Here is a 24,722-nt window from a genome sequence, read left to right as displayed (position 1 = left end):
ACCGTGCGGGTCCGCCTCACCGGTCGCGGCCGGACCTTCCTCGTCCTCGGCGTCGTCCTCGTCGCCGGGGCCGCCCTGCTCGGGTTCCCGGACGTGACCCGCGTCGGCGCCCTGCTCGTGCTCCTCCCCCTCCTCGCCGTCGCCTCGGTCTGGCGGGCCCGCCCGCGGCTGGAGGTCAGGCGGACGGCGCGACCGCAGCAGTTGCGCCAGGGCGAGACGGGCCAGGTGGTCCTCGACCTGCGCAACATCGGCCGCCGCACGCTGCGCCAGCACCTCGCCGAGGAGAGCCTCGACGACGCCCTCGGCGGCCCGGCGCGGTTCCTGCTGCCCCGCACCGAGCCCGGCGATGTCCGCCGCGCGGCGTACGAGATCGGCGGCGGTGCCCGAGGGGTGTACCGGCCCGGCCCGTTGCGCATCACCGTGACCGACCCGTTCGGGCTCGCCCGGGCCGTTCGCACGGTCGGACCGAGCGGTGAGGTCGTGGTCCTGCCCCACATCGTGCGGCTCAGCGAGTCCCGGGTGCGCCGCCACGGCGGTGCCGGCGACTGGCCGGTGCCCCACCAGGTCGCCAGGCATGGGGAGGACGATGTGAGCACCCGCGCCTACCAGCAGGGTGACGAACTGCGGCGTATCCACTGGCCCGCCACGGCCCACCGGGCCCAACTCATGGTCCGCCAGGAGGACCAGCCCGCCCAGCGGCGCGCCGTTCTCATCCTGGACTCGCGGCGGTTGGCCCGCCACGGTGGTGCCGACGGCTCGTTCGACTGGGCCTGCAGCCTACTCGCGTCCGTGGCGGTCGACCTCGACCATCGCGGCTACACCCTCCACCTGGTGACGACCGAGACGGTGCGCAGCGAACGCGCCGGATCGGCGATGGCCCTGCCTGAGGTCCTGAGGTCGCTGGCTCTGGCGCTGCCCGAGGCCCGTGACCTCGACGCGGTCACCCGAGCGACCCGGCCAGTCGACGGCGATGTCCTCGTCGCCGTCGTCGGTGCGTACGACGGCGACGAGCTGCGTCCACTCGTCCGTTCCCGCCGCGGTGACACCGCCGGGATCATGCTCGTGCTCGACCGCGCCGCTGCCGGCGGCACCGGTCACACCGCCGGCGGCGCCGCGTCCGAGGTCGCCGAGATGGCCCTCACGGCCGGCTGGCGCACTCGCGTCGTCGCCGGGGACTGCCCGGTCGGCGTCGCGTGGCGGGACGTGACCGCCATCGAGTCGTCCCGGACGGTCGCTCTCACCCGGGGCGGAGCATGATCCGTCGCGGTCTGTGGCTGGACGCGCTGCTCGCGCTGCTCGCCACCGTCGTCGTCAGCTGGCCCGTGCGCGCGCTCGTCGCGGGGACCGCATGGGGCTCGGCCATGCTCGCCGGGCTGCTCGCCGTCGCCGTCACCGGAGCCGTGGCGCGGGGCGCGCGTGTCCCCCCGGCCGTCGTCCTCGTCGTCCAGCTGCTCGCCGCCTGGTGGATGCTGGCGTGGATCTTCGTCCCCGGTCACCTCGCCTACGGCCTTCCGCTGCTCGACGCCGCACGCGCTGCCGCAGACCTCGTCGAGTCCGGCGCCGCCACCATCCGGCACGAGGCGGTGCCCGTGACCGAGACGGCGGGGCTGTCGTTCATCGTCGCCACCGCCATGGTGCTGCTGGGCTGGGCGGTCGACGCGCTCGCCGTCTCCGTCCGCTCACCGGCCGCGGCCGGCCTGCCCCTGATGATCGCTCTCGTGGTCTCCGCCTCCGGGACCGGTGAACCGCTCTCCGCGCGCTACTTCGTCGCCGCAGCCGGCGCCTGGCTGCTGCTCCTGGCTCGCCAGTCCTATCTCACGATGCGCGCCTGGTCCTCCCGGCGGCACGGCCGCCCGCTCGCCGTGGCGAGCGAGCCGGTGAAGCGGCCCGGCCGCGGCCACCGCCGATGGGCGCTGACGCTCGGTGCGGTCGGCGTCGTCGCAGCGGTCGTGGTCGCCGGCGCCGTCCCGCACCTGCAGCCCCGGACCCTGGTCCGCGGCCTCGGCAACGGCCCGGGCGGGGACTCCGCGGTCCAGTTCACCGAGAGTTTCGACCTCGCTGCCGATCTCACCGACCGCAGCCGACGGCCCGTCCTGGAGTACCGCGCCGCCGACGAGGGCACCGCGCCCCTGCGCGTCCTGGCCTCGCACCGGTACGAGGACGGGCGATGGCGCCCGGTCGAGGACGATGAGGAGGGCGAGCCCGACGATCTCCCACCCGAGGTGGTCGACCGTGAGGACGTGGAGCGGACAGACCACGAACTCACGGTCGTCGCCAACGAGCTCTCCGCGCCCCAGGTCGCGTTGCCCTACCCCAGGTCGAGCCTGGATCTGGGCGACATTCCCTGGCAGGAGGACCCGCGGACCGGAACCGTGCGGGTGGATCGGCGCCCGGAGAGCTACTCCGTCACGTTCACCGAGGTGACCGGGCGCCTGCCAGCGGGGATCGGCGCCGGCGGGCCCGAGCGCTCGCTCGACCCGGACCTGCTCGACGTCGACGACGCCTCCGCCGGCATCGTCTCCGAGGCGCTCGCCGAGGTCCTCGACACGGCCCGCCCCGGGGCCGCCGACAATCAGCTCCGACTCGCCCGCGAAATCCAGTCCTACCTCCGTGGCCCCCGATTCACCTACTCGCTCACCCTCGCCGATCCCGCACCGCTGGAGGACGGCGAGGAGGACGGCGAACGCACCGATCCCCAGGCCGACCCGATCACCCATTTCCTCACCACACAGGTGGGCTACTGCACCCACTTCGCCACCGCCATGGTCATGATGTCCCGCGCCGCGGGCATCCCGGCGCGGCTCGCGCTCGGCTTCCTCCCCGGCGAACGACAGGTCGACGGGTCGTACACCGTCGTCGCCTCGGACGCGCACGCCTGGCCCGAGTTGTACATCAACGGGCTCGGCTGGACGCGTTTCGAGCCCACGCCGGCCGCGCGGTCCGGCACTGCACCGGTCTACCTCAGCGCGGCCGACCTGCCCGACGCCCCGTCGACGGCGGATCCGACTCCCGTGGAGGAGCCCGAACGGCCGACACAGGAGGAGACCACCGCCGCGACGAGCGAGCCGAACGAGTCCTCCCCGCCCACCTCGAGCGACGTCGGACGAGTCGCTGCACCGGTCGTGCTCGGCCTGCTCGCGTTGGCCGCCCTGCTCCTCGTGGTGCCGGCGGCGGGACGGTGGCGTCGCGAGTCGGCGCTGCGTCGCGCCGAGGATCCCGCGAGCCGGGTCGAGGGGTACTGGCAGGCCCTCGTCGCCGGTCTGGCCGATCTGGGTGTCCGCGCACCGGTCGGAGCGACGCCCCGCCGCGCCGCTGACCGCTACCGGCGCGACGCCGAGTTGACCGGTGCCGCTGCGGCGGCCCTGGACCGGATGGTCGCCCGCCTCGAACGCGCCCGCTACGCCGCCGGCGCGGCTGACGACGGGCCCGGGACGCGCGCCGTGGCCGCCGACGTGCGGGTGATCCTCGAGCAGGCCCGCAGCCGCCTACCGAGACGCCGTCGACTCGGTGTGCTGCTCTGGCCGGCCAGCGGCCGGGAACAGCTTCGCTCGATGCCGGAGCGTATCGTCGCGGCGGTGCGACATCCCCGGGGACGTGCCGGGACGGGACAGGTGTGACAAGGGTCGGGCATGCGTGAGGTGATCCTCGACGTCGACACGGGCGTGGACGATGCGCTCGCGGTGCTGTACGCGCTCCGCAGCCCGGACCTGCACGTACGCGCGCTGACGTGCGTCGCCGGCAATGTCGCCCTCTCGCACGTGGTCCGGAACACCGTGGCGCTGGCCGGCGCTCTCGGCGCATACGTCCCTGTGGCGGCCGGGGCAGACCGGCCGCTCGTGGTCGATTCGCCGGACATCGTCAGCGTCCACGGTGACGACGGGCTCCTCGGGATCGCCCCACCCGGGCGACCGATCGCGGTCGACCGACGCCACGCCGTCGAGGTGTTGCACGAGGCGATCACCGGGGCGCCCGGCGAGGTCACCGTCGTCGCACTCGGACCGCTGACCAACCTGGCGCTCCTGCTGCGGACCCGCCCCGACGTGGCCGAGCAGGTCGCCGAGATCCGGGTCATGGGCGGCAGCCTCGGCGCCGGCAACATCACCGCCACCGCCGAGTTCAACCACTGGGTCGACCCGCACGCCGCCGCGGTGGTGCTCGGCGCAGCCTGGCCGGTCACCGCCTACGGACTCGACGTGTTCTACGATCCCGTCGTTCCCGAGTCCGCGATCACTGCCCTCCGCGCGGATGACGACGTCGCCGCCTCCCTCGCGGGCGAGCTGCTGGATCGGCGTGGCCAGGACGCCTTCTCCGGACGGCCCTACCTCGGCGACGCCGGGCTGGTGACGAGTCTCGACGTCGGCGGTGTGACCTACACCGAGATGCCGGTGATGGTCGACACCCGCCCCGGTCCCACACGCGGGATGACCCTGGCGGACCGGCGTTCCTCGCGGCACGAGTTCGCCGCCCGTGAGCCGTGGTCACCGGTCCGCGTCGCGACCGCCGTCGACGCCGGCGTCCTGACCCGGCGGTATCTCGAGGTGCTCACTGGGTCCGGGTGATCGTGCATAACTCTTGTGCACAGTATCTGTGCACGGTTAGTGTGCACGCATGCCCGACTCGCATCTCGACCTCACCCCGGACGCCGTCAAGGTCCTGGCGCATCCGCTCCGTTCCCGGCTGCTGACTGCTCTCCGTCAAGGTGGGCCCGCATCTGCCACGGCGCTGGCTGGGCACCTGTCCACCAACACCGGAGCGACGAGCTACCACCTGCGCCGTCTGGAGTCGGTCGGCTTGGTGGAGGACACCGGCGGCGGGCGTGGCAAAGAGCGCCTCTGGCGGGCCGCGACCGAGAGCCACGGCTGGACGCCCTCGACCTTCAGTGCCGACGAGGACGCACGCACCGCGGTCGGCTGGCTCGTCCGTGACTACCACCGTCAGTTCGACACCGCGTACGCGCATTGGCTTGATGTCGAGGAGTCGTGGCCCGCCGAGTGGCAGGACGCGACGGGCATGTCCGACACCTGGGTCGAGGTCACCCCGGAACAGATGGCCGACATGCAGGCCGAGCTCGCCGCGGTGCTCGAACGATACGCCAGAGCCGGCACGGGCGATCCGAACGCGCGTCGGATCCACGTCTGGCGCTTCGCCTTCCCCGTCGAGCCCGACGATGTCCCCCGCGCCGCGGGCGACCGATGACCCCCTTCTCCCCCGGCGCCGCCCGCCGGGTCTACCTAGGTCTGACGGTGAGCCGATGGTTCCCGGTCGGCCTCGTCGTGGCGGCCGTGACGCTGCTGCCGATCGATCGCGGGCTGACAGTGACCGAGACCCTGACCCTCGCCTCGGTCACCGGCGCCGTCGTCTTCGCCCTCGAACTGCCCACCGGCGGCTTCGCGGACGCTCTCGGTCGACGCCCGGTCCTCCTCGCTGCGGCCGCTGCGCAGGTCCTGGCTGTCGCGCTGTACGTCGTGGCCGACTCGGTCGTGATCTTCATGGTGGCGGCCGCCGCCATGGGCGTGTTCCGGGCGCTCGACTCCGGCCCGCTGGAGGCCTGGTTCGTCGACACCGTGCACGCCACCTCCCCCGGCGCCGACGTCGACCGGACCCTCGCTCACCAGGGCGCCGTGCTCGGGGGATCCATGGCCACGGGCGCGCTCGTCTCCGGTGGCCTGGTGTGGTGGCACCCGGTTCAGGCGTGGTCGTCCATGACGTTGCCGTTCGTGGTGTACGCCGTGCTCGCGGCGGGCCACCTGGTCGCCGTCGCGGTGCTCCTGCGCGAGCCTGCCAGGGCGACGGCCCAGGACCGCTCCCGCCTGCGGGACGCCGCGGCCGCAGCCCGCCAGGCGCCACAGACCGCCGTCCACGGTCTGCGGTTGGCCGGAGGGAACCGCGTATTGGGCAGCCTCCTCGCCCTGGAGGCGTGTGGGTCCGTGGCCATGGTGGTCATGGAGTCCTTCCAGCCGATACGCCTTGCCGAGATCCTCGGCAGCGAACACGAGGCGGGCGCACTCATGGGACCGGTCGCCTCGGTCGGGTGGGCGGTCTTCGCCGGCGGCGCGGCTCTCGGCGGCATCATGGCGCGGCGCATCGGGGTCGCCCGGGCGGCGATGGTGGCGCGCGTCTGTCACGGTCTCGGCTGTGTCTGGATGGGGCTGGTGGCCGGCCCAGGAGCCCTCGTGGCCGTCTACCTCATCACCTACGGCTGGCACGGCGCCGGCGGGCCGCTGGTGCACGCCCTGCTGCACCGCGAGTCGAGCTCCGCCACTCGCGCGACAGTGCTGTCCATGGCGTCCATGTGCGCGTTCGCGGCCTACGCCGTGGCATCCCCGGTGTTGGGTTGGGCGGCCGACGCGACGTCCACCCAACTCGCGATGGTGCTCGGTGGCGCGGTGAGCGTCGGGGGCATGTGGTTCCTCCGCCCAGCGCTGCGCCGTGAACGCGAGCTCCGGGCGGCGGAGCCCGAGACGGTGCGGATCTAGCGGCCCGTGGACGGGGCGGTCCGCTCCAGCAGCGTGATGACCTCGTAGTGCCGGGTCTGGGGGAACATGTCCAGCACGCGTGCCCGCCGCACCCGCCAGGACGGCATCGCCGCGAGATCCTTCGCGAGAGTGGAGGCCTGGCAACTGGAGTAGACCAGGTGCCGCGCCGAGGAGGCCTCGAGCCACGCGCCCAGTCGCGGCCCGATGCCCCGCCGGGGCGGGTTGACGATCACGGCGTCCGGGGCGGTCGCGGCAGACTCGGCGAACTCGGTCGCGTCCCCGACCAGGAACTCGACGCCGCTGATCCCGGCCTCATCTCGGGCGGCCTCCGCGCCATCGACGGCGGCGGGGCTCACCTCGACGCCGGTGACCTGGCGCCCGGGCCCGGCGGCGTGCAGCGCGAACCCGCCGACACCGCAGTAGAGGTCCCACACCGTCCGGGGCGCCAGTTCCTCGATCCAGGTGCGAGCCTGGCGGTATAGGGCCGTGGCCACGGAGGTGTTCGTCTGGAAGAAGCTCTGCGGCAGGAGGCGCAGTGTGAGATCGCCTGCCGGCATGCGCATGCTGACGGACTCCGTCAACTCGATCTCGCACGCGCCCTCGAGGACCGCCTTGTGCTCGGGCTGCAGGTTCGCCGTGACGACCGCGAGCTGAGGGAGCTGGGAGTGCAGCCAGGCCAGGTGCTTGCGGATCCGCGGCACGGCCTCGTCCGTACGCAGCACGAACCGCAGCATGAGCTCTCCGGTCGCCGATTCGGTGACGAGGAGATACTTCAGTTCCCCGCGTCGTGCCGGGACGTCGTAGGGCGTGAGCATGGCCCGGCTGATGAACGCCGCCAACGTCGGCATCGCCGTACGCACCGCGTCACCGGTGACCCCGCACTCACGCAGGTCGACTCCTCGACCGTCCGCGTCGAGGATTCCCAGAGTCGGGGCATCGACGCTGCCGCCGACCACCATCTTGGCCTTGTTGCGGTAGCCGGTCTCGGGGCCGGCCACGGGCGCGAGCCACTCCACGTCGTGCCCGGCGAGCAGGTCGGCGCAGTGCCGCTGCTTCTCGGCGAGCTGCTCCGCGTAGGCCATGCCCATCAAGGTGCACGAGCGGCATGCGGCGGCGTCGAAATAGGCACACTGCACGACGCACCAGTCTAGGCCGGTGGCTCTCCGGACCGGTCCCCGCGCATCCGGTCCACGAGCCCCATCACGGGAGTCGCCGTGACGCCGTGCAGCACCACCGAGCCGACGACGACGAGCCCGACGACACCCCACAAGGTCTCGGCATGGCCGAACTCGCCTTCGCCCAGGCCGTAGGAGAGGTAGTACAGGGAACCGATGCCCCGGATGCCGAAGTAGGAGATCGCGGCCCGATCACCCCGCTCCACGCCGGAGCGGGTCAGCCCCACCCAGCCGGCGGCCGGCCGAACGACGACGAGCACCACGGCGGCCAGGAGGATCTGCTGCCAGGTCAGTTCGGCGAACAACCCGCGCGCGACGGCACCGCCGAGCAGCACGAGCACCACCACGGTGAGCAGCCGTTCGACCTGTTCGATGTAGTCGTGCAACACGTTGTGGTAGCCGTGGTCACGTTCGGCCGCGCGGATCGCGACCGCACAGACGAACACGGCGATGAAGCCGTAGCCCTCGATCACCTCGGCCAACCCGTAGGCGCCGAATGTCGCCGCCAGTGCCACGAAGCCCTCGCCACTCTCGGCGAGCCGTAACCGTGCCGGCCGCGCCCGGAAGAAGAGCGCGGCGAGCCCGGTGCCGACACCGAGTCCCACGGCCGCGCCGGCCACGATGCGCCAGAGCACGTCGATCGCGACCCATGATCCGAGGGCCGCGGGCGCGAAACCCGCGGCGGCGACGGTGATCGCGAGGTAGGTGAACGGAAAGGCGAGGCCGTCGTTCAGGCCGGCCTCGGAGGTGAGCCCGAAGCGTGTCTCGTCCTCCTTCCCTTCTTCCTCCGTCGGCTCGCCCACCTGGACCTCGTTGGCGAGTACGGGGTCGGTCGGCGCGAGCGCGGCGGCGAGGAGGATCGCTGCCGCGGCGCCGAGTCCGAGGAACCAGCTTCCGAGCACGGCGACGGCGATCACGGTCATCGGCATGGTGAGACCTAGCAGTCGCCATGTGGTCGACCATCTCCGACGGCCGAACGGGCGGTCCAACGCCAGGCCAGCACCCATGAGGGAGACGATGACCGTCAGCTCCGTGATGTGTTCGGCGACCGCCTGGTGCGCGATGGGGTCCGGGTCCGGCAGGTCGTCCATGAGCGCGAACCCGAGGATTCCGGCGCCGAGGAACACCATCGGCATGGAAGTCGGCGCACCGCTGAGCAGCCGAGGCAGGAGTGCCGCGAGCAGCGCGGCGACGCCGGCAGCGGCGTACAGCACGGACGACTCCACTGTTCCCCCAGGTCATTCCGGTGACGGGTGATGCGGCACAGCCAATCACGACGGTCGCGGTCACGCGCCCAGCGTGCCGGCGACGGCGCGGTCATCCCGCCGACGCCGACCCGCTCCCTGCGGACGGACCGGGCGCCGGTGACGCGTCCTCCTCCGTCGGCGGATCCGGCTCCCACCGGCCCAGGAGTACGGCCGGCAGTCCGAGGGATGTGCGCCGGCCCTCGATCTCGATCCATGTGCGCAGGAGCGGCTCATCCGGTGGCTCGGGCCGCTTCTCGCCGAGGTCCGTCAGCCAGGCGCACTCGTCCTCCACCCACCGCGTGTGGACCCCGAGAGTCTCACCCTCGGCGGTCAGCGCCGGGTCTGCCAGCAGCCGACGGTGGAAGCTCACCACGGTCGGGACGCCCCCGATCTCGGTGCCGGCGAGTGCGGCCCGAGCGCGTGCGAGTGCCGCCGGACGATCCGGCGCGCGGGCGGTCACCGTGGCGAGCAGGGAGTCGAATGCCGCCGGTACCGCAGAACCCGAGACGACGCCGGAATCGACCCGCACGCCGGGACCGCCGGGAGGATCGAACCGGACAACCGTGCCGGGAGCCGGCACGAATCCACGGCCCGGGTCCTCGGCGGCGAGCCGCAGTTCGATCGCATGACCGCCCAGCGGCACGTCCCCGGCGACCTCGAGCGGCCGGCCGTCGGCCACGAGGAGCTGCTGGCGGATCAGATCGACGGCGGCGACCTCCTCGGTGACAGCATGCTCGACCTGGACTCGGGCATCGACCCCGAGGAAGGACACGGTGCCCCGCCGGTCCACGAGGAACTCGACGGTGCCGGCGCTGCGATACCGCATTGCGGAGCACAGCCGGCGGGCCACCGTCGTCATGGCAGCGGTCTGTTCCGGCGTCAGGAACGGGGCGGGTGCCTCCTCGAGAAGCTGCTGGCCGCGGCGCTGGACCGAGCAGTCCCGGGTGCCGAGCGTGGCGACCGACCCGGTGCCGTCACCGAGCACTTGGACCTCGACGTGCCGGGGCCGGTCGACGTACGCCTCGACGAAACACGTGCCGCTGCCGAAGGACGCCGTGGCCTCCCGCACGGCCGAGTGGTACAGGTCCCTGGCATCCGCCATGCGGCGCACCACGCGCAGACCGCGGCCGCCACCGCCGCGGGACGGCTTGATCATCACCGGGAGGCCATGCGTGCGGGCGAACTCGAGGACCTCCTCGGCCGAGGCGACCGGACCGTCGCTGCCGGGCACAGGCGGCGCGCCGAGCTGGCGGGCCAGTTCCCGTGCGCGGGTCTTGTCCCCGAGCGCCACGAGCGTCTCGGCCGTCGGCCCGATCCACGTCAGCCCGGCCGCCTCGACGCGCCGTGCGGCCTCGACGCTCTCGGCGAGGAACCCGGAACCGGGGTGGACCGCGTCGGCCCCGGAACGCACGGCGACGTCGAGCACACCGTCGAGGTCGAGGTATCCGCCCGGGAGCGCGAATGCCTCGTCGGCCATGCGCACGTGCAACGCCTCGACGTCGCTGTCGGCGTACACGGCCACCGACCGGGCTCCGTACTCCGCGCACGCGCGGATGATCCGGACCGCGATCTCGCCGCGATCGGCGACGAGGACCGTCGTCATCGCTCCTCCTCCGCCTCGGCGTCCTGTGCGAGATCGACGGCGCGGAACCGGATCGATGCTCCGGGCGGGACCTGCATGGCCAGGTCGAGGTCATGTGCCGCGACGTGGGCGATCACCGGGTATCCACCCGTGACCGGATGGTCGGCCGCGAGGAGGACCGGGCGGCCCTCGGGCGGTACCTGCAGGGCACCCCGCCCCGTCGGTTCGCTGGCGAGCTCGCCCTCGGCCACGCGGGTGAGCGCCCGCTCGCCGGTCAGACGTCGTCCGATCCGGTTGGACTCCGGCAGGACCGTCCAGGTCTGCCCCGTGAGCACCGCCAGGGCACCGGAACTGAACCAGTCGGCCCGCGGACCGAGGACGACGTCGACAGTCGTGGTCTCGTGCGTGCCCGGCAGCACGGGCTCCGGTTCCGGCAGCGGAACCGCGTCGGCCCGCCTACCGCCGGCAGCCAGCACGTCACCCGCTGCCAGGGGTTCGGGGCCGACCGCAGCGAGAACGTCGCGGGCGGCGCTACCGAGCACCGGCGAGAGGTCGAAACCGCCCCGCAGCGCGAGGTAGGTGTACACGCCGGTCTCCGGTGGCCCGAGACGGATCTCCTCGCCGTCGTCCACCGCGACGGCGCGATCCGACGGGACCTGCCGGCCCTCCACCGTCAGCGGCACCCGCGCTCCGGCGACGGCGACGACGAGATCACCCCGGGCGCGCAGCGTGAGCCCGCCGAGCGCCACCTCGATCGCCGCCGCCTGCGGCGGATTGCCGACGCGCCGGTTCGCCCGGCGCAGCGCGCCGCGGTCCATCGCCCCCGAGGACGCCAGGCCGAGCCGGGCCACACCGTCGCGGCCGAGATCCTGCAGCAGCGCCTGCCCGGCGACGGCCGTCACCTCCAGGCCCGGGCCCGGGACGTCGCCTGAAGCCTGCCGATCGGCGGTGCGCCACCGGGAGGCGGGACCGAGGCCGGTGGCGATGACGCGCCGGCCGGGCAGCTCCTCGACCGCGACGAACCGGACGCGCCCGCCCGGCTGCAGCAGAGCCGGCGGATCCCGGTCGACGTCGAAGAGGTCGACGTCCGTGCGCCCCAGGAGCCGCCAGCCTCCCGGGGAGGAACGGGGGTAGACGCCGGAGAACTCGCCCGCGATCGCGACGGAGCCGGCCGGGATGGACGTGCGCGGGCTCGCGCGCCGAGGAACCCGCAGCACCGGATCGCCTCCAGACAGGTAGGCGAAGCCCGGCGCGAAGCCGGTGAAGGCCACCGTGTAAACGGCCTGCGTGTGCCGCGCGACGACGTCTGCAGGGCTGAGGCCGCACCACTGGGCGACCTCGGTGAGGTCCGCGCCGTCGTAGACCACCGGGATCTCGAGAGGTTCGCTCGCAGGTGGCGGCGCGTCGCGTCCGCGCGGTCGCGACCGGACCTCGTCGGCGAGTCGCCGCGCCGTCGTGACCGTCGGGTCGAATCGCAGCAGCACGGTCCGAGCGGCCGGAATCACCTCGACGACTCCGTCGGGCAGCTGGTCCCGCAACGACGACGTCAGCGCGAGTGCCGTTTCCAGGTCGGCCACGTCGACCAGAACGGCGTCCGTCCCGGCCCGCAGGGCGCGCATCAGGAGATGCCCGGGCCGGTGACGAACGGCCGCACGTCGATCCCGGCAGCCTCGAGGGCCCGGCGCACCGCGCGGGCCGTCCCGACCGCTCCCGGGGAGTCACCGTGCACGCAGATCGAGTCGGCCTCCAGCGCGATCACGCTGCCGTCGACGGCCTGCAGGGTGCCGGTGTGCACCAGGCGCACCATCCGAGCCGCGACCTCCTCCGGGTCGTGCAGGAGGGAGCCCGGCTCCCGGCGCGAGACCAGCCGCCCGTCGGGCGTGTAGGTGCGGTCGGCGAAGGCCTCCGCGTAGACCCGCAGGCCCGCGTCCCGGGCGAGCTCGAGGAACACCGAGCCGGCCGGACCGAGCACAGGCAGATCCAGGTCCAGGTCGGCGACCGCGTCGACCACGGCGCCGGCGTGGGCACGGTCGTGCGCGATCGTGTTGTACAGCGCGCCGTGCGGCTTGACGTACCGGACGGCCGTGTCACTGGCGCGGGCCAGCGCCTGCAACGCGCCGATCTGATAGATCACGTCCGCGCGGAGCTCGGCGGGCGAGGCATCGACGTACCGTCGCCCGAACCCGGCGAGGTCCCGGTAGGCCGGGTGGGCGCCCACTACCACGGACCGGGTCCCTGCCGCGTGCAGGGTGTTCGCCAGTGAGCGCGGGTCTCCCGCGTGGAACCCGCACGCCACGTTGGCGCTCGTGACGACGTCGAGCATGGCGTCGTCGTCGCCGAGCTCCCAGCGACCGAAGCCCTCCCCCAGGTCGGCGTTGAGATCGATGACAGGCATCGGTCCCTCCTCTCGCAGCGGATGTCACCCACCTGCCGCGTGCCGTCCGGCCGGGGCGGAGCGTTCCGGGACCGGCACGGGCTGCCGGCGCGACCTAGACCAGCGAGTCCTGCCAGGCGGCGTGCAGTGCGGCGAACCGCCCGTCGCCGGCGATGAGGTCGGCGGGAGTGCCGTCCTCGACGATCTGGCCGTGCGCCATCACCAGCACGCGGTCCGCGATGGCCACCGTCGAGAGCCGGTGCGCGATGATGATCGCCGTGCGGTCGGCGAGCAGCGTCTGCAGCCCGTGCTGCACCTGGCGCTCGCCGGGAATGTCGAGCGAGCTGGTGGCCTCGTCCAGGACCAGCACCGCCGGATCGGCGAGGAAGGCACGCGCGAAGGACAGCAGCTGACGCTGGCCGGAGGAGACGCGGCCGCCGCGCTTGTTCACATCGGTGTCGTAGCCGTCGGGCATCTGTTCGATGAACTCGTGCGCTCCGACGGCGCGGGCGGCCTGTTCGATCTCCGCCATCGACGCATCGGGCCGGCCCAGGGCGATGTTCTCGCGTACCGAGCCACTGAACAGGTACGCCTCCTGGGTCACCATGACGACGGCGCGACGAAGATCGGTCGAGGACAGGTCGCGTACGTCGATCCCGTCCAGTCGCACGTGCCCGTCGGTGGCGTCGTAGAACCGGGTGACGAGCTTGGCCACCGTGGACTTTCCCGCGCCGGTGGTGCCGACCAGGGCGATCGTCTGACCGGCCGGGATGTGCAGATCGAGGTCTGGCAGCACCGTCGGGCCGTCGCCGTACTGGAAGCGCACATGGTCCAGGTGCAGCTCCCCGCGTGGCTCTGGCAGCGGCGTCGGACGCTTCGGCTCGACCACGCTCGGCTCCTCGGCCAGCAGCCCGGAGACCTTCTCCAGCGCCGCCGCGGCGGACTGGAAGGCGTTGTAGAACATGCCGATCTGCTGGATAGGCTGGAAGAACCGTTTGACGTAGAGCAGCGCCGCCGCCAGGACGCCGACCTCCATGGTGCCGCCCAGCACCCGCCATCCGCCGTAGGCCAGGGCGACGGTGACGGTGAGGTTCCCGATGAGCATGAGCCCCGGCTGGAAGCGTCCGTTCAGCCCGAACGTCTTGAGGTTCGCCTCGCGGTAGTCGTCCGACAGGCCGCCGAAGTCGCGTTCCGTCGTCGACTCACGGCGGAACGCCTGGACGGCCCGCATCCCGGTCATCGTCTCGACGAACTTGACGATGAGCCGAGCCGAGGCGGTGCGCTGCTCACGGTAGAAGACCTGGGAGCGCAGCTGGAACCAGCGGGTGAGGATGGCCGCTGGGATGAACGCACAGGCCAGCACGACGCCCGAGCGCCAGTCGAGGATCACCAGCGAGACGGCGACGAAGACCATGAGCAGCATCTGCGAGATCACGCCCGTCAGGCCGCCGTCGAGCAGCTCACGCAGCGCCTCCAGGTCGGAGGTCTGCCGGGAGATGATCCGACCGGAGGTGTAGGTCTCGTGGAACTCCAACGACAACCGTTGGGTCTGGCGGAACACCCGCCGTCGTAGATCGAGCAGCACACCTTGGGCGATGCGGGCCGCCTGCCGGATGTAGGCGCCGGCGGCCAGGCCGCCGGCCACGGCCGCGACGGCGTAGAGGACGCCGTAGAGGGTCAACAGGCCGGAGTCGTCACGCTCCAGCAGAGCGGGCAGCGCACGGTCGATGGTCACCGCGACCAGCGCGGGGCCGGCAACCTGGCCCAGGGTGGAGATGACGACCAGCACGCCGGCGATCGCGAGCTTCTTCAGATGCGGACTGAGCAGGTTGCCGAGTAGGCGCAGCGATCGCCGCCGGACCGTGCGCGAGGCGTCCCGGTCCAGGTCGAAATCGTCCTCGTTAGCCGTCGCGCCGGCGCGCGGAGCGGTCGGGGCACTCACAGGCGGGCTCCTCTCGCTTCGTCGTCGACGTCCTGCGGGTCGCACTCGGGAAAGGCGTCGTCCTCGGCGAGCCGCCCGACGCCGTGCTCGGCGGCGTCGTCCTCGAGCGTGGAGATGATGTACCGGTAGTGCGGGTCGGTGGCGAGCAGGTCGGTGTGCGTGCCGACGGCGGTGATCCGCCCGTCCTGGAGCACCGCCACCCGGTCGGCGAGGGCCACGGTCGAGGGGCGGTGCGCGATGACCAGGCTTGTGGTGCCCGTGAGCACCTCCCGCAGCCGCGCGCTGACCGCCTCCTCGGTGGCGACGTCAAGAGCGGAAAGCGGGTCGTCCAGGACGAGGACCCGGGGCCGGGGCGCGATCGCGCGGGCCAGCGCGATGCGTTGCCGCTGGCCACCGGACAGGGACAGGCCCTCCTCCCCGATGCGGGTCTCCACACCCTCGGGTAGGTCATAGACGAAATGGGCCTGCGCGACGTCGATCGAGGAGTGCAGGATCGCCTCCTTCTCCGCCGCCGGCAGCGCGTCGTCCACGCCGAGGAGGACGTTCTCCCGCACGGACGCGGAGAAGAGGGTCGGGTCCTCGAACGCGACCGCGACGGCGTCACGCACGTCCGCCCGGCGCAGGCGGCGCACATCGACGCCGTCGATCTCGACCGCACCGCCGGTCACGTCGTACAGCCGCGGGACGAGCATGGCGAGGGTGGACTTGCCCGAGCCGGTCAGGCCCACGAGCGCCGTCGTGGTCCCTGCGGGCAGCTCGAGGTCGATGTGCCGCAGGAGCGGGGTCGTGGCGTCGGAATAGCGGAACTCGACGTCGTCCAGATGCACGTGGGAGCCGTGCGGACCCGGCGTGCCCGGTTCGAGCGGATCGGTCGGGTCATCGACGAGGTTCGGGGTGTCCATCACCTCGAAGAAGCGGTCGACGGCGGTGCGCGCGTGCAGGGTCATCGAGAGCGTCATGCCCAGCTCGATGACCGGGCCGGTGATGACCGCGGCGGTCGCGAAGAAGGCGGCCAGGGCCCCGATGGTGATCTGCTCGTCGACCACCAGCAGCGTCCCGACCACGAGCGAGATCGCCAGGGTGGCCTCGGGAATGAGCTGGAGCGCGGCGACCATCCAGGACTGCGTCGTCGCCTTCTGGATCTCGGTCTGACGCAGCTGCTCGGCCTGCCCGGTGAAGGAGGACAGAGCGTCGCGTCCGCGGCCGAAGGCCTTGAGCACGCGGATGCCGTGCACGGACTCCTCGACGCTGTTGGCGAGGTCACCGAGCTGGTCCTGCGAGCGGCGCGCGACCACGCGGTACCGCCGCGAGAAGCGGAAGGCGATCACGGTCACCGGGACGGCGCCGGCGAGGTAGATCAGGCCCAGCCACCCGGCGGTCGTGAGCAGGATGCCGATGCCCACGATGATGGTGACGAAGCTGACGACGAGCTGGAGCAGGCCGAAGACCAGCCACCGCCGCAGCAGGCCCAGATCACCCACGATCCGCGAGAGGAGCTGGCCGCCGGGCCACCGGTCGTGAAAGGCGATCTGCAGGTCCTGCAGGTGACGGAACATCGCCATGCGCATCTCGGACTCGACGCGTGTCCCGGGGAACATCACGAGGGTCCGGCGCAGCAGGATGAGCGCAGCCTCGGCCACGCCGAGGGCGAGGACGATGAGCACCGGCCAGATGAGGACGCTGAAGTCGTGGTCGCCGACGGCGCCGGTCAGCGGGCCGTCGACGACGCGCTCGAGCACGCGCGGGATAGCCAGTGCCGCGAGGCTGGCACCGAGGGCGGAGAGCAGGCCCGCCGTCAGGCGCGGCAGGGCGGTGCGAACGTACGGAAGTAGACGACGCAAGGAGGCCAGGGTCGACAGGTCGGCCCCGGCGGGGGTATCGGGAGGCATCGATTCCTATTCTTCCGCATTCTGGCGAGATTGCGTCACCCATGTGCGGAATGCCGAAAACTAGCTGCGCTTCGGGAGGCATCTTTCGTTGTGCCCCGAGCAGGCGGCGACCTGCGCGCAGAGAAGCGACTCACGTACCGCGCGTTTACACCACTCCCAGAGCGATCATGGCGTCTGCCACCTTGGTGAAGCCCGCGATGTTCGCGCCAAGTACGTAGTTGCCCGGCTCGCCGTACTCGTCAGCGGTCTCGAGGCATCGATCGTGGATGCCTTCCATGATGCCGGCGAGTCGCTCCTCGGTGTACTCGGCGGACCAAGAGTCCCGGGATGCGTTCTGCTGCATCTCCAGTGCTGACGTGGCCACACCACCGGCGTTGGCGGCCTTGCCGGGACCGAAGAGGACCCCGGCCTGCTGGAACAATGCGACGGCCTCGGAGGTCGTCGGCATGTTGGCTCCCTCGGCGACGACGGCGACACCATTGCCGACCATCCGACGTGCATCGTCCTTCGTGATCTCGTTCTGGGTGGCACACGGCAGTGCGACGGTGGCGGGGACGTCCCAGACACGACCGTCCTCGACGAGCCGGGCCTCGGGGCGCCGGGCGACATAGTCGGCGGCCCGCCCACGTTCGACTTCCTTGATCTGCCGCAGCAGATCGAGATCGACTCCGCGCTCGTCGATCACGTACGCGGACGAATCCGAGAACGTCAGCACCTCGGCGCCCAGTTCCTGTGCCTTGGCGATCGCGTGGATGGCGACATTGCCGGACCCCGACACGAGGACGCGCTGACCGTGCATGCTCTCGTTGCGGGTGCCGAGCATGTGCTCAGCGAAGTAGACCGTCCCGTATCCGGTCGCTTCCGTGCGGACCAGCGAGCCGCCCCAGGTGATGCCCTTGCCTGTGAGAACGCCGGACTCGTAAAGGTTCGTGATCCGCTTGTACTGCCCGAACAGGTAGCCGATCTCGCGGCCGCCGACGCCTGTGTCTCCAGCAGGCACATCGGTGTACTGGCCGATGTGGCGGTACAGCTCGGTCATGAAGGACTGACAGAATCGCATGACCTCGCCAGCGGAACGCCCACGGGGGTCGAAGTCGGAACCGCCCTTGGCTCCGCCGATCGGCATACCGGTCAGTGAGTTCTTGAACACCTGCTCGAAGCCGAGGAACTTGATGATGCCCTGGTATACGGAGGGATGGAACCGCAGGCCGCCCTTGTACGGGCCGAGGGCCGAGTTGAACTCGACGCGGAACGCCCGGTTGATTCGGACGCGATCGGCGTCATCGACCCACGGTACCCGGAAGATGATCTGGCGTTCGGGCTCGCAGATACGTTCGAGGACCGCTGCTTCGACGTACTGCGGGTGCTTTCGTAGCACCGGGCCGAGGGAGTCAAAGACTTCCCGGACTGCCTGGTGGAACTCTGCCTCGCCAGGATTACGACGTAGCACCTCGTCGAACACCGACTCCAGCTGCGGATCCATTGTTCTCCTTTGCATGGGACATCGAACGTTACGTCGACGCTGTGGCCAGCCGCTTCGTCCGTGCGTATGCCGAGACAGCTCAGAGGTAGTCGCGAAGAACCACGGCGTGGTTCATCTGCGTGTCACGGGCGGCGTAGACCAGCGTGACCACGGAGTGCGCGCTGAGCGCGGTCCGGAGCTCGTCCACGGCCGGGGTTGTCATCGAGTTCGACGCGGTAGCGGGCGGCGAGTTCGTCGAAGGTTCCGGACTCACCGTGCCACCAGACGCGCAGGTCGGGGCTAGGTGCGATCTCCTTCAACCACAGGTCGATGGCTGCGCGCTCTTTGCTGATGCCACGCGGCCACAGCCGGTCGACCAGGATGCGGGCGCCGTCGTCAGGGCAGACGGGGTCGTAAACCCGCTTGAGTCGCACGACACCTCGACTCATGACCGTCCTACGACGCCACAGATGTCGGCTCGTGTGCATGGTATGCACCGTGGGACGTGGCCAGCGCGTCGGTCAGCAGCGCGACGAGCGCCTCGAGCTGGACGTCCGAGGAGGACGAGACCTCCTCGTCCGAGCCGTCCAACGCCCGGGCGGCGAGCCCGGCCTTGTTGTCGATGAGCTCGGCGACCCGTGAGTCCAGTGTCTGGGCCGCGATGATGCGCCACGCCGTGATCGGCTGGTCCTGGCCGATGCGGTGGATCCGGTCGATCGCCTGGGTCTGCTCGGCGTCGGTCCAGGGCAGTTCCGCCAGCACCATGTTGGAGGCGACCTGGAGGTTGAGCCCGACGCCTGCGGCGGTGAGCGAGCAGACCGCGACGGCGACCTCGGGCTCGCGCGTGAACGCGTCGATCTGCTTCTGCCGCGCGGTGGCGGTCTGGTCGCCGCGGATCGAGGCGACTGCGATCCCCCGCTCGGCGAACACCGTTTCCGCTGCGTCCATGACGTCGATGTGCTTGGCGAAGAAGACGACCTTGCCGACGTTGCGTGCGAGCTGCGCGGCGTAGTCGGCGGCCAGGCCGGCCTTCGCCTCGCCGATCCGACGCATCATCGTGAACAGGTTCTCGCCGGCGGTGGAGGCCTTGTCCGCCCGTTCCGACTGGGCGACCTGACGCACGATCTCGAGGTCGAGCTCCTCGCCCGGGAGGCTGCCGTGCCGTGCCTCGTAGACCCGCTCGTAGCGCTCGACGAGGCGGCGGGTGAGTTCGCGCTCGGCATCCCGGATGGACCGGCCGGCGCCGTCGTCGAGTTCGACGGGCATGTCCGCGACGCGGCGGGCCGGGATGTCGGTGGCGACGTCGACCTTCCGGCGACGGACGATCCCGCGCTCGATGACGCTCGTGCGGGCCGCGGCGTAGAACCCGCGGTCGGCCGGGGTGAGGCCGATCTCCTCCAGCGCCTCCATGAGCTCGCCGAGCGGCTTCTTCTCGTCGATCCAGCCGAGGAACTGCCAGATGGCGCGGAAGTCGTCGATGTCGTTGATCAGCGGGGTGCCGGTCAGTGCCATCAGCAGCGGGTCCCCGGCTCGGCTGCGGATGCGGTCCGCGATCCGCAGCACGTGCTGGGACCGTTGAGACTTCTTGTTCTTGATGTAGTGCGCCTCGTCCACGATCATGCCGCGGAATCCGAGATCGCCCAGCCAACCGATGTGCCGATCGAGGATCTCGTAGTTGACGACGACGATGTCGGCGAAGCCGTCGATCGTCTCGCCGTCGCCGTGAACGACGGTGGCGCGACGGCCGGGGGTCCACATCGCCGCCTCGCGGGCCCAACTCGTCTTGACGACGTTGGGGACGACGACGAGCAGCGGGTAGGCGTTCGCCGCCTGCGCCGCGAGCAAGGCCTGTGCCGTCTTGCCGAGGCCGGGCTCGTCGGCGAGGAGGAACGTGCGGTGGCCGGTCGCCGCGGCGGCGACCACCCGTGCCTGGTGCTCCATGAGCTCGAGACCGTCCGGCGCCCGGACGAACGTCGGTTCCGGCAGGTCCATGCATGAGGACTCCCCGCCGCGTTCGAACGCCGTCAGCAAGGGGCCCAACAGGTCCCATCCGGCCAGTCGACGCGGCCGCGTCTGTCGCTTCTGCGCGGCCGAGAAGTCCGGCGCGAGGAACGGATTGGCCAGCTGCCGTGAGGCCACCGACGGCGGTACCACCTGCTGCTGGCGGGCGGCGGACGCCTCGGCGGGCTCCTCCTCGGGTTCCTCGGCGGGGACCTCCATGCCGGCCTCGCGCAGCATCTCCTCCTTGAGGGCACGTGCGGCGTCGGTGACGGTCGCCTGCTCGTCCAGCAGGCCGAGGAGCGAGGTGTCGCGGGCGGCCGTCTTGGCGAGGATGGTGGCGATGCCGTCGAGGCGCTTGAGCTCCTCGGCGCGACGGGACTCGGCCAGCGAGGTGTCTGCCTTCACTCGCGCGCGCTCCTCCCGCATGAGGAGCCCGGCCACCTGGAACTTGGTCCGCACCGAGGGCCGGACCCGGCGGCGCTGCACGGCCGCCTCGACCTCGCGCGAGACGCGCGCCAGCACGGGCATGATGCCGTCCTCGTCGCTGTGGCGCGTGCGCCGCTGATTACTGCGATTCGTGCCGCGGGCACGACCGTCGGCGGTCGCGCCCGATCGGCGTCGGGCTCCCTGAGCCAAAGGCATCCTCCACACTCGCGTCTGGGCCGCGCCCGTGCCGTTCAGCCGGCACGATCCGGCGACCCGGACGGCTGTACCGCCGTCCTGGACGTGCGCTGGACGCGGATCTTCGCGAGATCGACGCGTGAGCCTCGAACGTACGCCCGCCGAAACCGCGCCCTCGCAGCGAGGGCGGATTCGCCGGGGTGCACCAGCGCTCGTCGACCGGGCAACATCTCCTCGCCCGGATGTATTCCACTGTACCCGTCCCGGCGCGGCGGCATCGCAGGACGTTTCCGGCGGTTCGGGAGGTTCGGCTACGCGAAGGGGTTGATCGCCCGGGTGGGGACCTCGATGAGGTGCGGACCGTCGTCGGCGACGGCGTCGGTGAGCAGCTGCCGCAGCTCGTCCCGGCCGTGGGCACGGTGCCCGGCGACGCCGTAACCCGCTGCGAGTGAGACGAAGTCGATGCCGGGCACGTCGATGCCGGGCGCGCCGGTGACTCCCATGTGCTCGGTGAAGGACTGCAGTGCCTGGTAGTTGCCGTTGACCAGGACGACGAACGTCACCGGCACGCGGTACCGGGCCGCCGACCACAGGGCGGTGATGGCGTAGCTCGCGGAGCCGTCGCCGATCAACGCGACGACCGGACGGTCCGGTTCGGCGAGCTGGACGCCGACGGCGGCGCCCATCCCCCAGCCGAGGCCACCCGCGGCGGGGAAGTAGTAGCTGCCTGGCCGGTGGAGGTCGAGGTGGTCCCACACCAGCGCCGTCGTCGACGTCGACTCCTTGACGTAGACGACGTTCTCGGGGGTGACCTCGTCCACCGTGGCGAGGACCACGGCAGGGTCGAGCGGAGCCTCCTGCTCGCCTCCCGGCACGCCCGGCAGCGGGCGCGCCGGCGGACCCGGGCGGTCGGCCTGCCGCACCGACCGGGCCAGTGCCTGCAGTGCGGCGCCCACGTCCGAGACGACGGAGCGTCCTATCGGTGCCCGGGCCGCCTCCGCGGGATCGTCGGTGAGATGGACCAGCCGGGCACCCTCAGGCAGGTACTGCCCGGGATCGTACTGGTGGTACCGGAAGACCGGGGCGCCGGCGACGAGTACGACGTCGTGTCCCGCGAGCAGGTGGGTCACCGCGCCGATGGCGGCCGGCAAGGCGCCACGGAAGAGCGGGTGCCGGGTCGGGAACGGACAGCGCGACGGAGAGGGAGCGATCCACACCGGTGCCTGCAGTCGCTCGGCGAGGATAACGGCGTCCTCGTTGGCGCCGGCGGCGTCCACCGCGGCACCGAGCACCAGGACCGGCGACGTCGCGCCGTCGAGCATCGCGGTCAGATCGTCGAGCTGTCCGGGCGTGAGGGCCCCGGCGGACGTGACGGTCCGCTGGGTCAGGTGCGCGACGTCCGCACCGGCCTCGGTCTGCCAGTCGTCCAGCGGCACGGAGACGTAGACCGGGCCGGTCGGCGGTGTCCCGGCCGTGTGCACCGCCTGCGAGATCGTGCGGGGTACGTCTGCGGCGCAGAGCGGTTCGGCGCTCCACTTCACCAGTGGTCGCGGCAACAGCGGCGCGTCCACGTTGGCGAGCATCACCTCGGTCCCCACCTGGGAACGGACCTGCTGACCCGCGGTGACCACGAGCGGGGTGTGCGCGTTGGCGGAGTCGGTGAGCACGCCCATGGCGTTGCCGGTACCGGCGGCGGCGTGCAGGTTGACGAACGCCGGCCGGCCCGTGGCCTGCGCGTAGCCGTCCGCCATGCCGAGCACCACGCCCTCGTGCAGGCCGAGGATGTAACGGAAGTCGCTCGGCATGTCGTCGAGAAACGTCAGTTCGTTCGAGCCAGGGTTGCCGAAGATCGTCGTCAACCCGTGCGCGCGCAGGATCTCGTAGGTCGCCTCGCGAACGTCCATGGCACCTCCTCGTGGTGGTGCGAGCGTATTGAGGCTGAGGCCGCGGCGTCCAAACGGCTGCGCCGTGCACGGAGCACCGTCGCCACCGACGTCGGACTCGGGCATGATCGGACGAACATGCGGGCATTCGTGGTCACGGCCCCCGGACGGGCCGGCATCGAGGAGGTGGAGCCGCCGGTGGCGGTTCCGGGTGAGGCCGTGGTCGAGGTCGCCCGTGCCGGTGTGTGCGGGACTGACGTGGAGTTCTTCACCGGCCAGATGCAGTACCTCCACGACGGGCACGCGGCGTACCCGATGCGGTTGGGGCACGAATGGTGCGGCACCGTCGTCGACGTCGGGGACGGCGTCGACCGGGCGTGGCTGGGTCGCCGGGTCACCGGTGACACCATGCTCGGCTGCGGCAGCTGCCGACGGTGCGGCAACGGCCGGCAGCACCTGTGCGCGCACCGCACGGAGCTCGGCATCCGCGGTGGACGCCCCGGAGCGCTGGCCGAACGGGTGGCGGTCCCTGCGGCCGCGCTGCATGTCCTGCCCGAGACGCTCGACGACATCACCGGGGCCATGGTCGAGCCGGGCGGCAACGCGCTTCGCGCCGTGCGGGCCGCCGCGGTGGGTGAGGGCGACCGGCTGCTGGTGATGGGGCCGGGCACCATCGGTCTGCTGGCGGCGATGTTCGCCCGCGCGAGAGGCGCCGAGGTGCACCTCTTCGGACTCCCCGGCCCGGCCACCGAGTTCGCCCGGACGTTGGGCTTCGACGGCGTGTGGACGGCAGCCGAGCTGCCGGACCTGCGCTGGGACGCGATCATCGACGCCTCGACGTCGCCGGACCTGCCGGCCCGGGCGGCGGAACTCGTCGAACCCGGTGGAAGGATCGTCTGCGTCGGTCTGTCGGGGACGCCGAGCCTGGTGGATTCACGCGTGTTCGTGCTCGCCGACGTGACCGTGGTCGGCATCCTCAGTGCCTCCCCCGCTCTCGGGGCCGTGATCGAGGCGTACGCGGGCGGTGAGGTCGACCCTCGCGTGCTGGTTGCGACGTCCGTCGGGCTCGACGGCGTCACGGGTGTCCTTGCCGGTGACCGCCCGCCCGGTGCCGGCACCGGGCCGAAAATCCACGTCACTGCGTCGTGAAGTCGCTGCACTGTGCGATGAGGTCGCAGCGGCCCGTGCGGCGCGGTGCGGACGCGCCGATCTCGCCGTGCGGGCCTGCCGGGCCGATGCTAGACACGAAGCATGTCTCAGGCGCAGCCGTTCCAGCCCAATCTGCAGCCCGACGAGGAGCGCGGCATCCCGGCCGCCGACCCCGGGCCTGGTGCACCGCCGACGGCCCCGGGGTTCGGCGAGGGCTACGAGCCCGGTGACTTCGACGACGACCAGGCCCCGGCGGACGGCGGGGCAGCCGCCGAACGGACCGGCGTCGACGACGAGGACCTCGACGACCCGAACCTGTTCAACCCGCCGGACCCGGAAGAGGTCGGACCGGACGAGGAGTAGGCGGGCCGGTCCGGGACGTACGGGCCTCTGCGCGAGACGGCACCACCGCCACGGGCTTGCAGGGCTCGGTACGCCAGGCCTCGACAACATAGGACTCGTGCCGGTCGCCGCGGACGCCGCCGAGGGCGGCCTCTACCGGTTCGTCGACGCCGCCTACCAGAAACGCTCGGTTGCGATCACCTCGAACCTGCACCCCTCCGCGTTCGATGAACTCATGCCCAAAACACTGGCCACCGCCACCGTCGACAGGCTCCACCGGGCCCACGCCCGAGCTGCGATCGTCATGGTCATCCAGGACCTGCACATCACCATCGCCACAGCCGAGACCGGCGAGATCCTCCGCGAACTCACCCTCGACACCAGCCGCACATACCAGCACCTGGAAACGACGAAGCCCGAACCCTCACACTGAGGGTTCGGGCTGTCGCCGATGTCCTGCGACATCACAATGGTCGGGGTGGCGGTGTCTGGTTTCAGGACATCGTTCCGCCCTGTGTCACGTCATCGTTCCGGGCCTGTGTCGGGACATCGTTCCACGGGTGTGGCGCGACATCGTTC

Annotated in this window: 17 protein-coding genes and 2 pseudogenes; 8 read left to right on the top strand and 11 right to left on the bottom strand. The window is 71.7% G+C overall.

Annotated features, from left to right (window positions below; translation table 11 throughout):
- The first annotated feature begins 3 nt into the window (after positions 1–3).
- Genes ACFSE6_RS08555 through ACFSE6_RS08535 form a run of 5 tightly spaced genes read left to right on the top strand, consistent with a single transcriptional unit; the run spans position 4 to position 6,476 of the window.
- Positions 4–1,257, top strand: coding sequence for a DUF58 domain-containing protein (locus ACFSE6_RS08555; protein WP_388005072.1), 1,254 nt, complete (start codon positions 4–6; stop codon positions 1,255–1,257).
- The gene (locus ACFSE6_RS08550) at positions 1,254–3,617 is read left to right on the top strand and encodes a transglutaminase TgpA family protein (RefSeq protein WP_388005069.1); all 2,364 of its coding nucleotides are present in this window, start codon (positions 1,254–1,256) and stop codon (positions 3,615–3,617) included. The genes ACFSE6_RS08555 and ACFSE6_RS08550 overlap by 4 nt, the downstream gene beginning before the upstream one ends.
- Before the next feature lie 12 nt (positions 3,618–3,629).
- Positions 3,630–4,559, top strand: coding sequence for a nucleoside hydrolase (locus ACFSE6_RS08545; protein WP_388005066.1), 930 nt, complete (start codon positions 3,630–3,632; stop codon positions 4,557–4,559).
- Positions 4,560–4,608: 49 nt separating this feature from the next.
- Positions 4,609–5,196: a helix-turn-helix domain-containing protein gene (locus ACFSE6_RS08540; protein WP_388005063.1), complete on the top strand. Its 588-nt coding sequence runs from the start codon at positions 4,609–4,611 to the stop codon at positions 5,194–5,196.
- A 47-nt stretch (positions 5,197–5,243) separates the two neighbouring features.
- Positions 5,244–6,476 carry an MFS transporter gene (locus ACFSE6_RS08535; RefSeq protein WP_388005060.1) on the top strand — a complete coding sequence of 411 codons (1,233 nt, stop codon included), beginning with the start codon at positions 5,244–5,246 and terminating at the stop codon, positions 6,474–6,476.
- Here ACFSE6_RS08535 and rlmC read toward each other — a convergent pair.
- From rlmC to mdlC, 11 genes and pseudogenes are all read right to left on the bottom strand, one after another.
- Complete coding sequence (gene rlmC / locus ACFSE6_RS08530) at positions 6,473–7,612, bottom strand: 23S rRNA (uracil(747)-C(5))-methyltransferase RlmC (RefSeq protein WP_388005057.1); 1,140 nt, start codon at positions 7,610–7,612, stop codon at positions 6,473–6,475. The genes ACFSE6_RS08535 and rlmC overlap by 4 nt on opposite strands.
- A gap of 11 nt (positions 7,613–7,623) precedes the next feature.
- Positions 7,624–8,865: a cation:proton antiporter gene (locus ACFSE6_RS08525; protein WP_388005054.1), complete on the bottom strand. Its 1,242-nt coding sequence runs from the start codon at positions 8,863–8,865 to the stop codon at positions 7,624–7,626.
- A gap of 103 nt (positions 8,866–8,968) precedes the next feature.
- Entirely contained in the window at positions 8,969–10,501 is a 1,533-nt protein-coding gene (locus tag ACFSE6_RS08520; protein WP_388005051.1) for an acetyl-CoA carboxylase biotin carboxylase subunit, read from the bottom strand.
- Positions 10,498–12,099, bottom strand: coding sequence for a 5-oxoprolinase subunit PxpB (gene pxpB / locus ACFSE6_RS08515; RefSeq protein WP_388005048.1), 1,602 nt, complete (start codon positions 12,097–12,099; stop codon positions 10,498–10,500). Before pxpB ends, ACFSE6_RS08520 begins: the two co-directional genes overlap by 4 nt.
- The gene (locus ACFSE6_RS08510; protein WP_388005045.1) at positions 12,099–12,875 is read right to left on the bottom strand and encodes a LamB/YcsF family protein; all 777 of its coding nucleotides are present in this window, start codon (positions 12,873–12,875) and stop codon (positions 12,099–12,101) included. Before ACFSE6_RS08510 ends, pxpB begins: the two co-directional genes overlap by 1 nt.
- A 94-nt stretch (positions 12,876–12,969) precedes the next feature.
- On the bottom strand, positions 12,970–14,796 hold the full coding sequence (locus tag ACFSE6_RS08505) for an ABC transporter ATP-binding protein (RefSeq protein ID WP_388005042.1): 1,827 nt from the start codon (positions 14,794–14,796) through the stop codon (positions 12,970–12,972).
- A complete protein-coding gene (locus ACFSE6_RS08500) occupies positions 14,793–16,685 on the bottom strand; it encodes an ABC transporter ATP-binding protein (RefSeq protein WP_388005039.1) in 1,893 nt (630 codons plus the stop codon). The genes ACFSE6_RS08505 and ACFSE6_RS08500 overlap by 4 nt, the downstream gene beginning before the upstream one ends.
- A gap of 145 nt (positions 16,686–16,830) precedes the next feature.
- Positions 16,831–18,168 (bottom strand): NADP-specific glutamate dehydrogenase, encoded by a 1,338-nt coding sequence (gene gdhA / locus ACFSE6_RS08495; RefSeq protein ID WP_388005037.1) that lies wholly within the window; start codon positions 18,166–18,168, stop codon positions 16,831–16,833.
- Between the two features lie 79 nt (positions 18,169–18,247).
- A pseudogene (locus ACFSE6_RS08490) lies at positions 18,248–18,635 on the bottom strand (DUF488 domain-containing protein).
- A complete protein-coding gene (locus ACFSE6_RS08485) occupies positions 18,604–20,790 on the bottom strand; it encodes a DEAD/DEAH box helicase (protein ID WP_388005035.1) in 2,187 nt (728 codons plus the stop codon). The pseudogene ACFSE6_RS08490 and the gene ACFSE6_RS08485 overlap by 32 nt, the downstream one beginning before the upstream one ends.
- A 290-nt stretch (positions 20,791–21,080) precedes the next feature.
- On the bottom strand, positions 21,081–22,673 hold the full coding sequence (mdlC, locus tag ACFSE6_RS08480; protein WP_388005033.1) for a benzoylformate decarboxylase: 1,593 nt from the start codon (positions 22,671–22,673) through the stop codon (positions 21,081–21,083).
- 117 nt (positions 22,674–22,790) lie between these two features.
- On the opposite strand from mdlC, the gene ACFSE6_RS08475 reads away from it, so the two are divergent.
- From ACFSE6_RS08475 to ACFSE6_RS18970, 3 genes and pseudogenes are all read left to right on the top strand, one after another.
- Positions 22,791–23,801, top strand: coding sequence for a zinc-dependent alcohol dehydrogenase (locus ACFSE6_RS08475; protein WP_388005031.1), 1,011 nt, complete (start codon positions 22,791–22,793; stop codon positions 23,799–23,801).
- Between the two features lie 102 nt (positions 23,802–23,903).
- Positions 23,904–24,164: a hypothetical protein gene (locus ACFSE6_RS08470; protein WP_388005027.1), complete on the top strand. Its 261-nt coding sequence runs from the start codon at positions 23,904–23,906 to the stop codon at positions 24,162–24,164.
- Positions 24,165–24,243: 79 nt separating this feature from the next.
- A pseudogene (locus tag ACFSE6_RS18970) lies at positions 24,244–24,429 on the top strand (ATP-binding protein); the annotation flags it as partial.
- Positions 24,430–24,722: the final 293 nt, after the last annotated feature.

This window comes from Georgenia deserti, assembly GCF_042680605.1.
Lineage (GTDB): Bacteria > Actinomycetota > Actinomycetes > Actinomycetales > Actinomycetaceae > Allobogoriella > Allobogoriella deserti.
The sequence above is the reverse complement of the archived record's forward strand: the minus strand, read 5'-3'. Positions and strand labels throughout refer to the sequence as shown.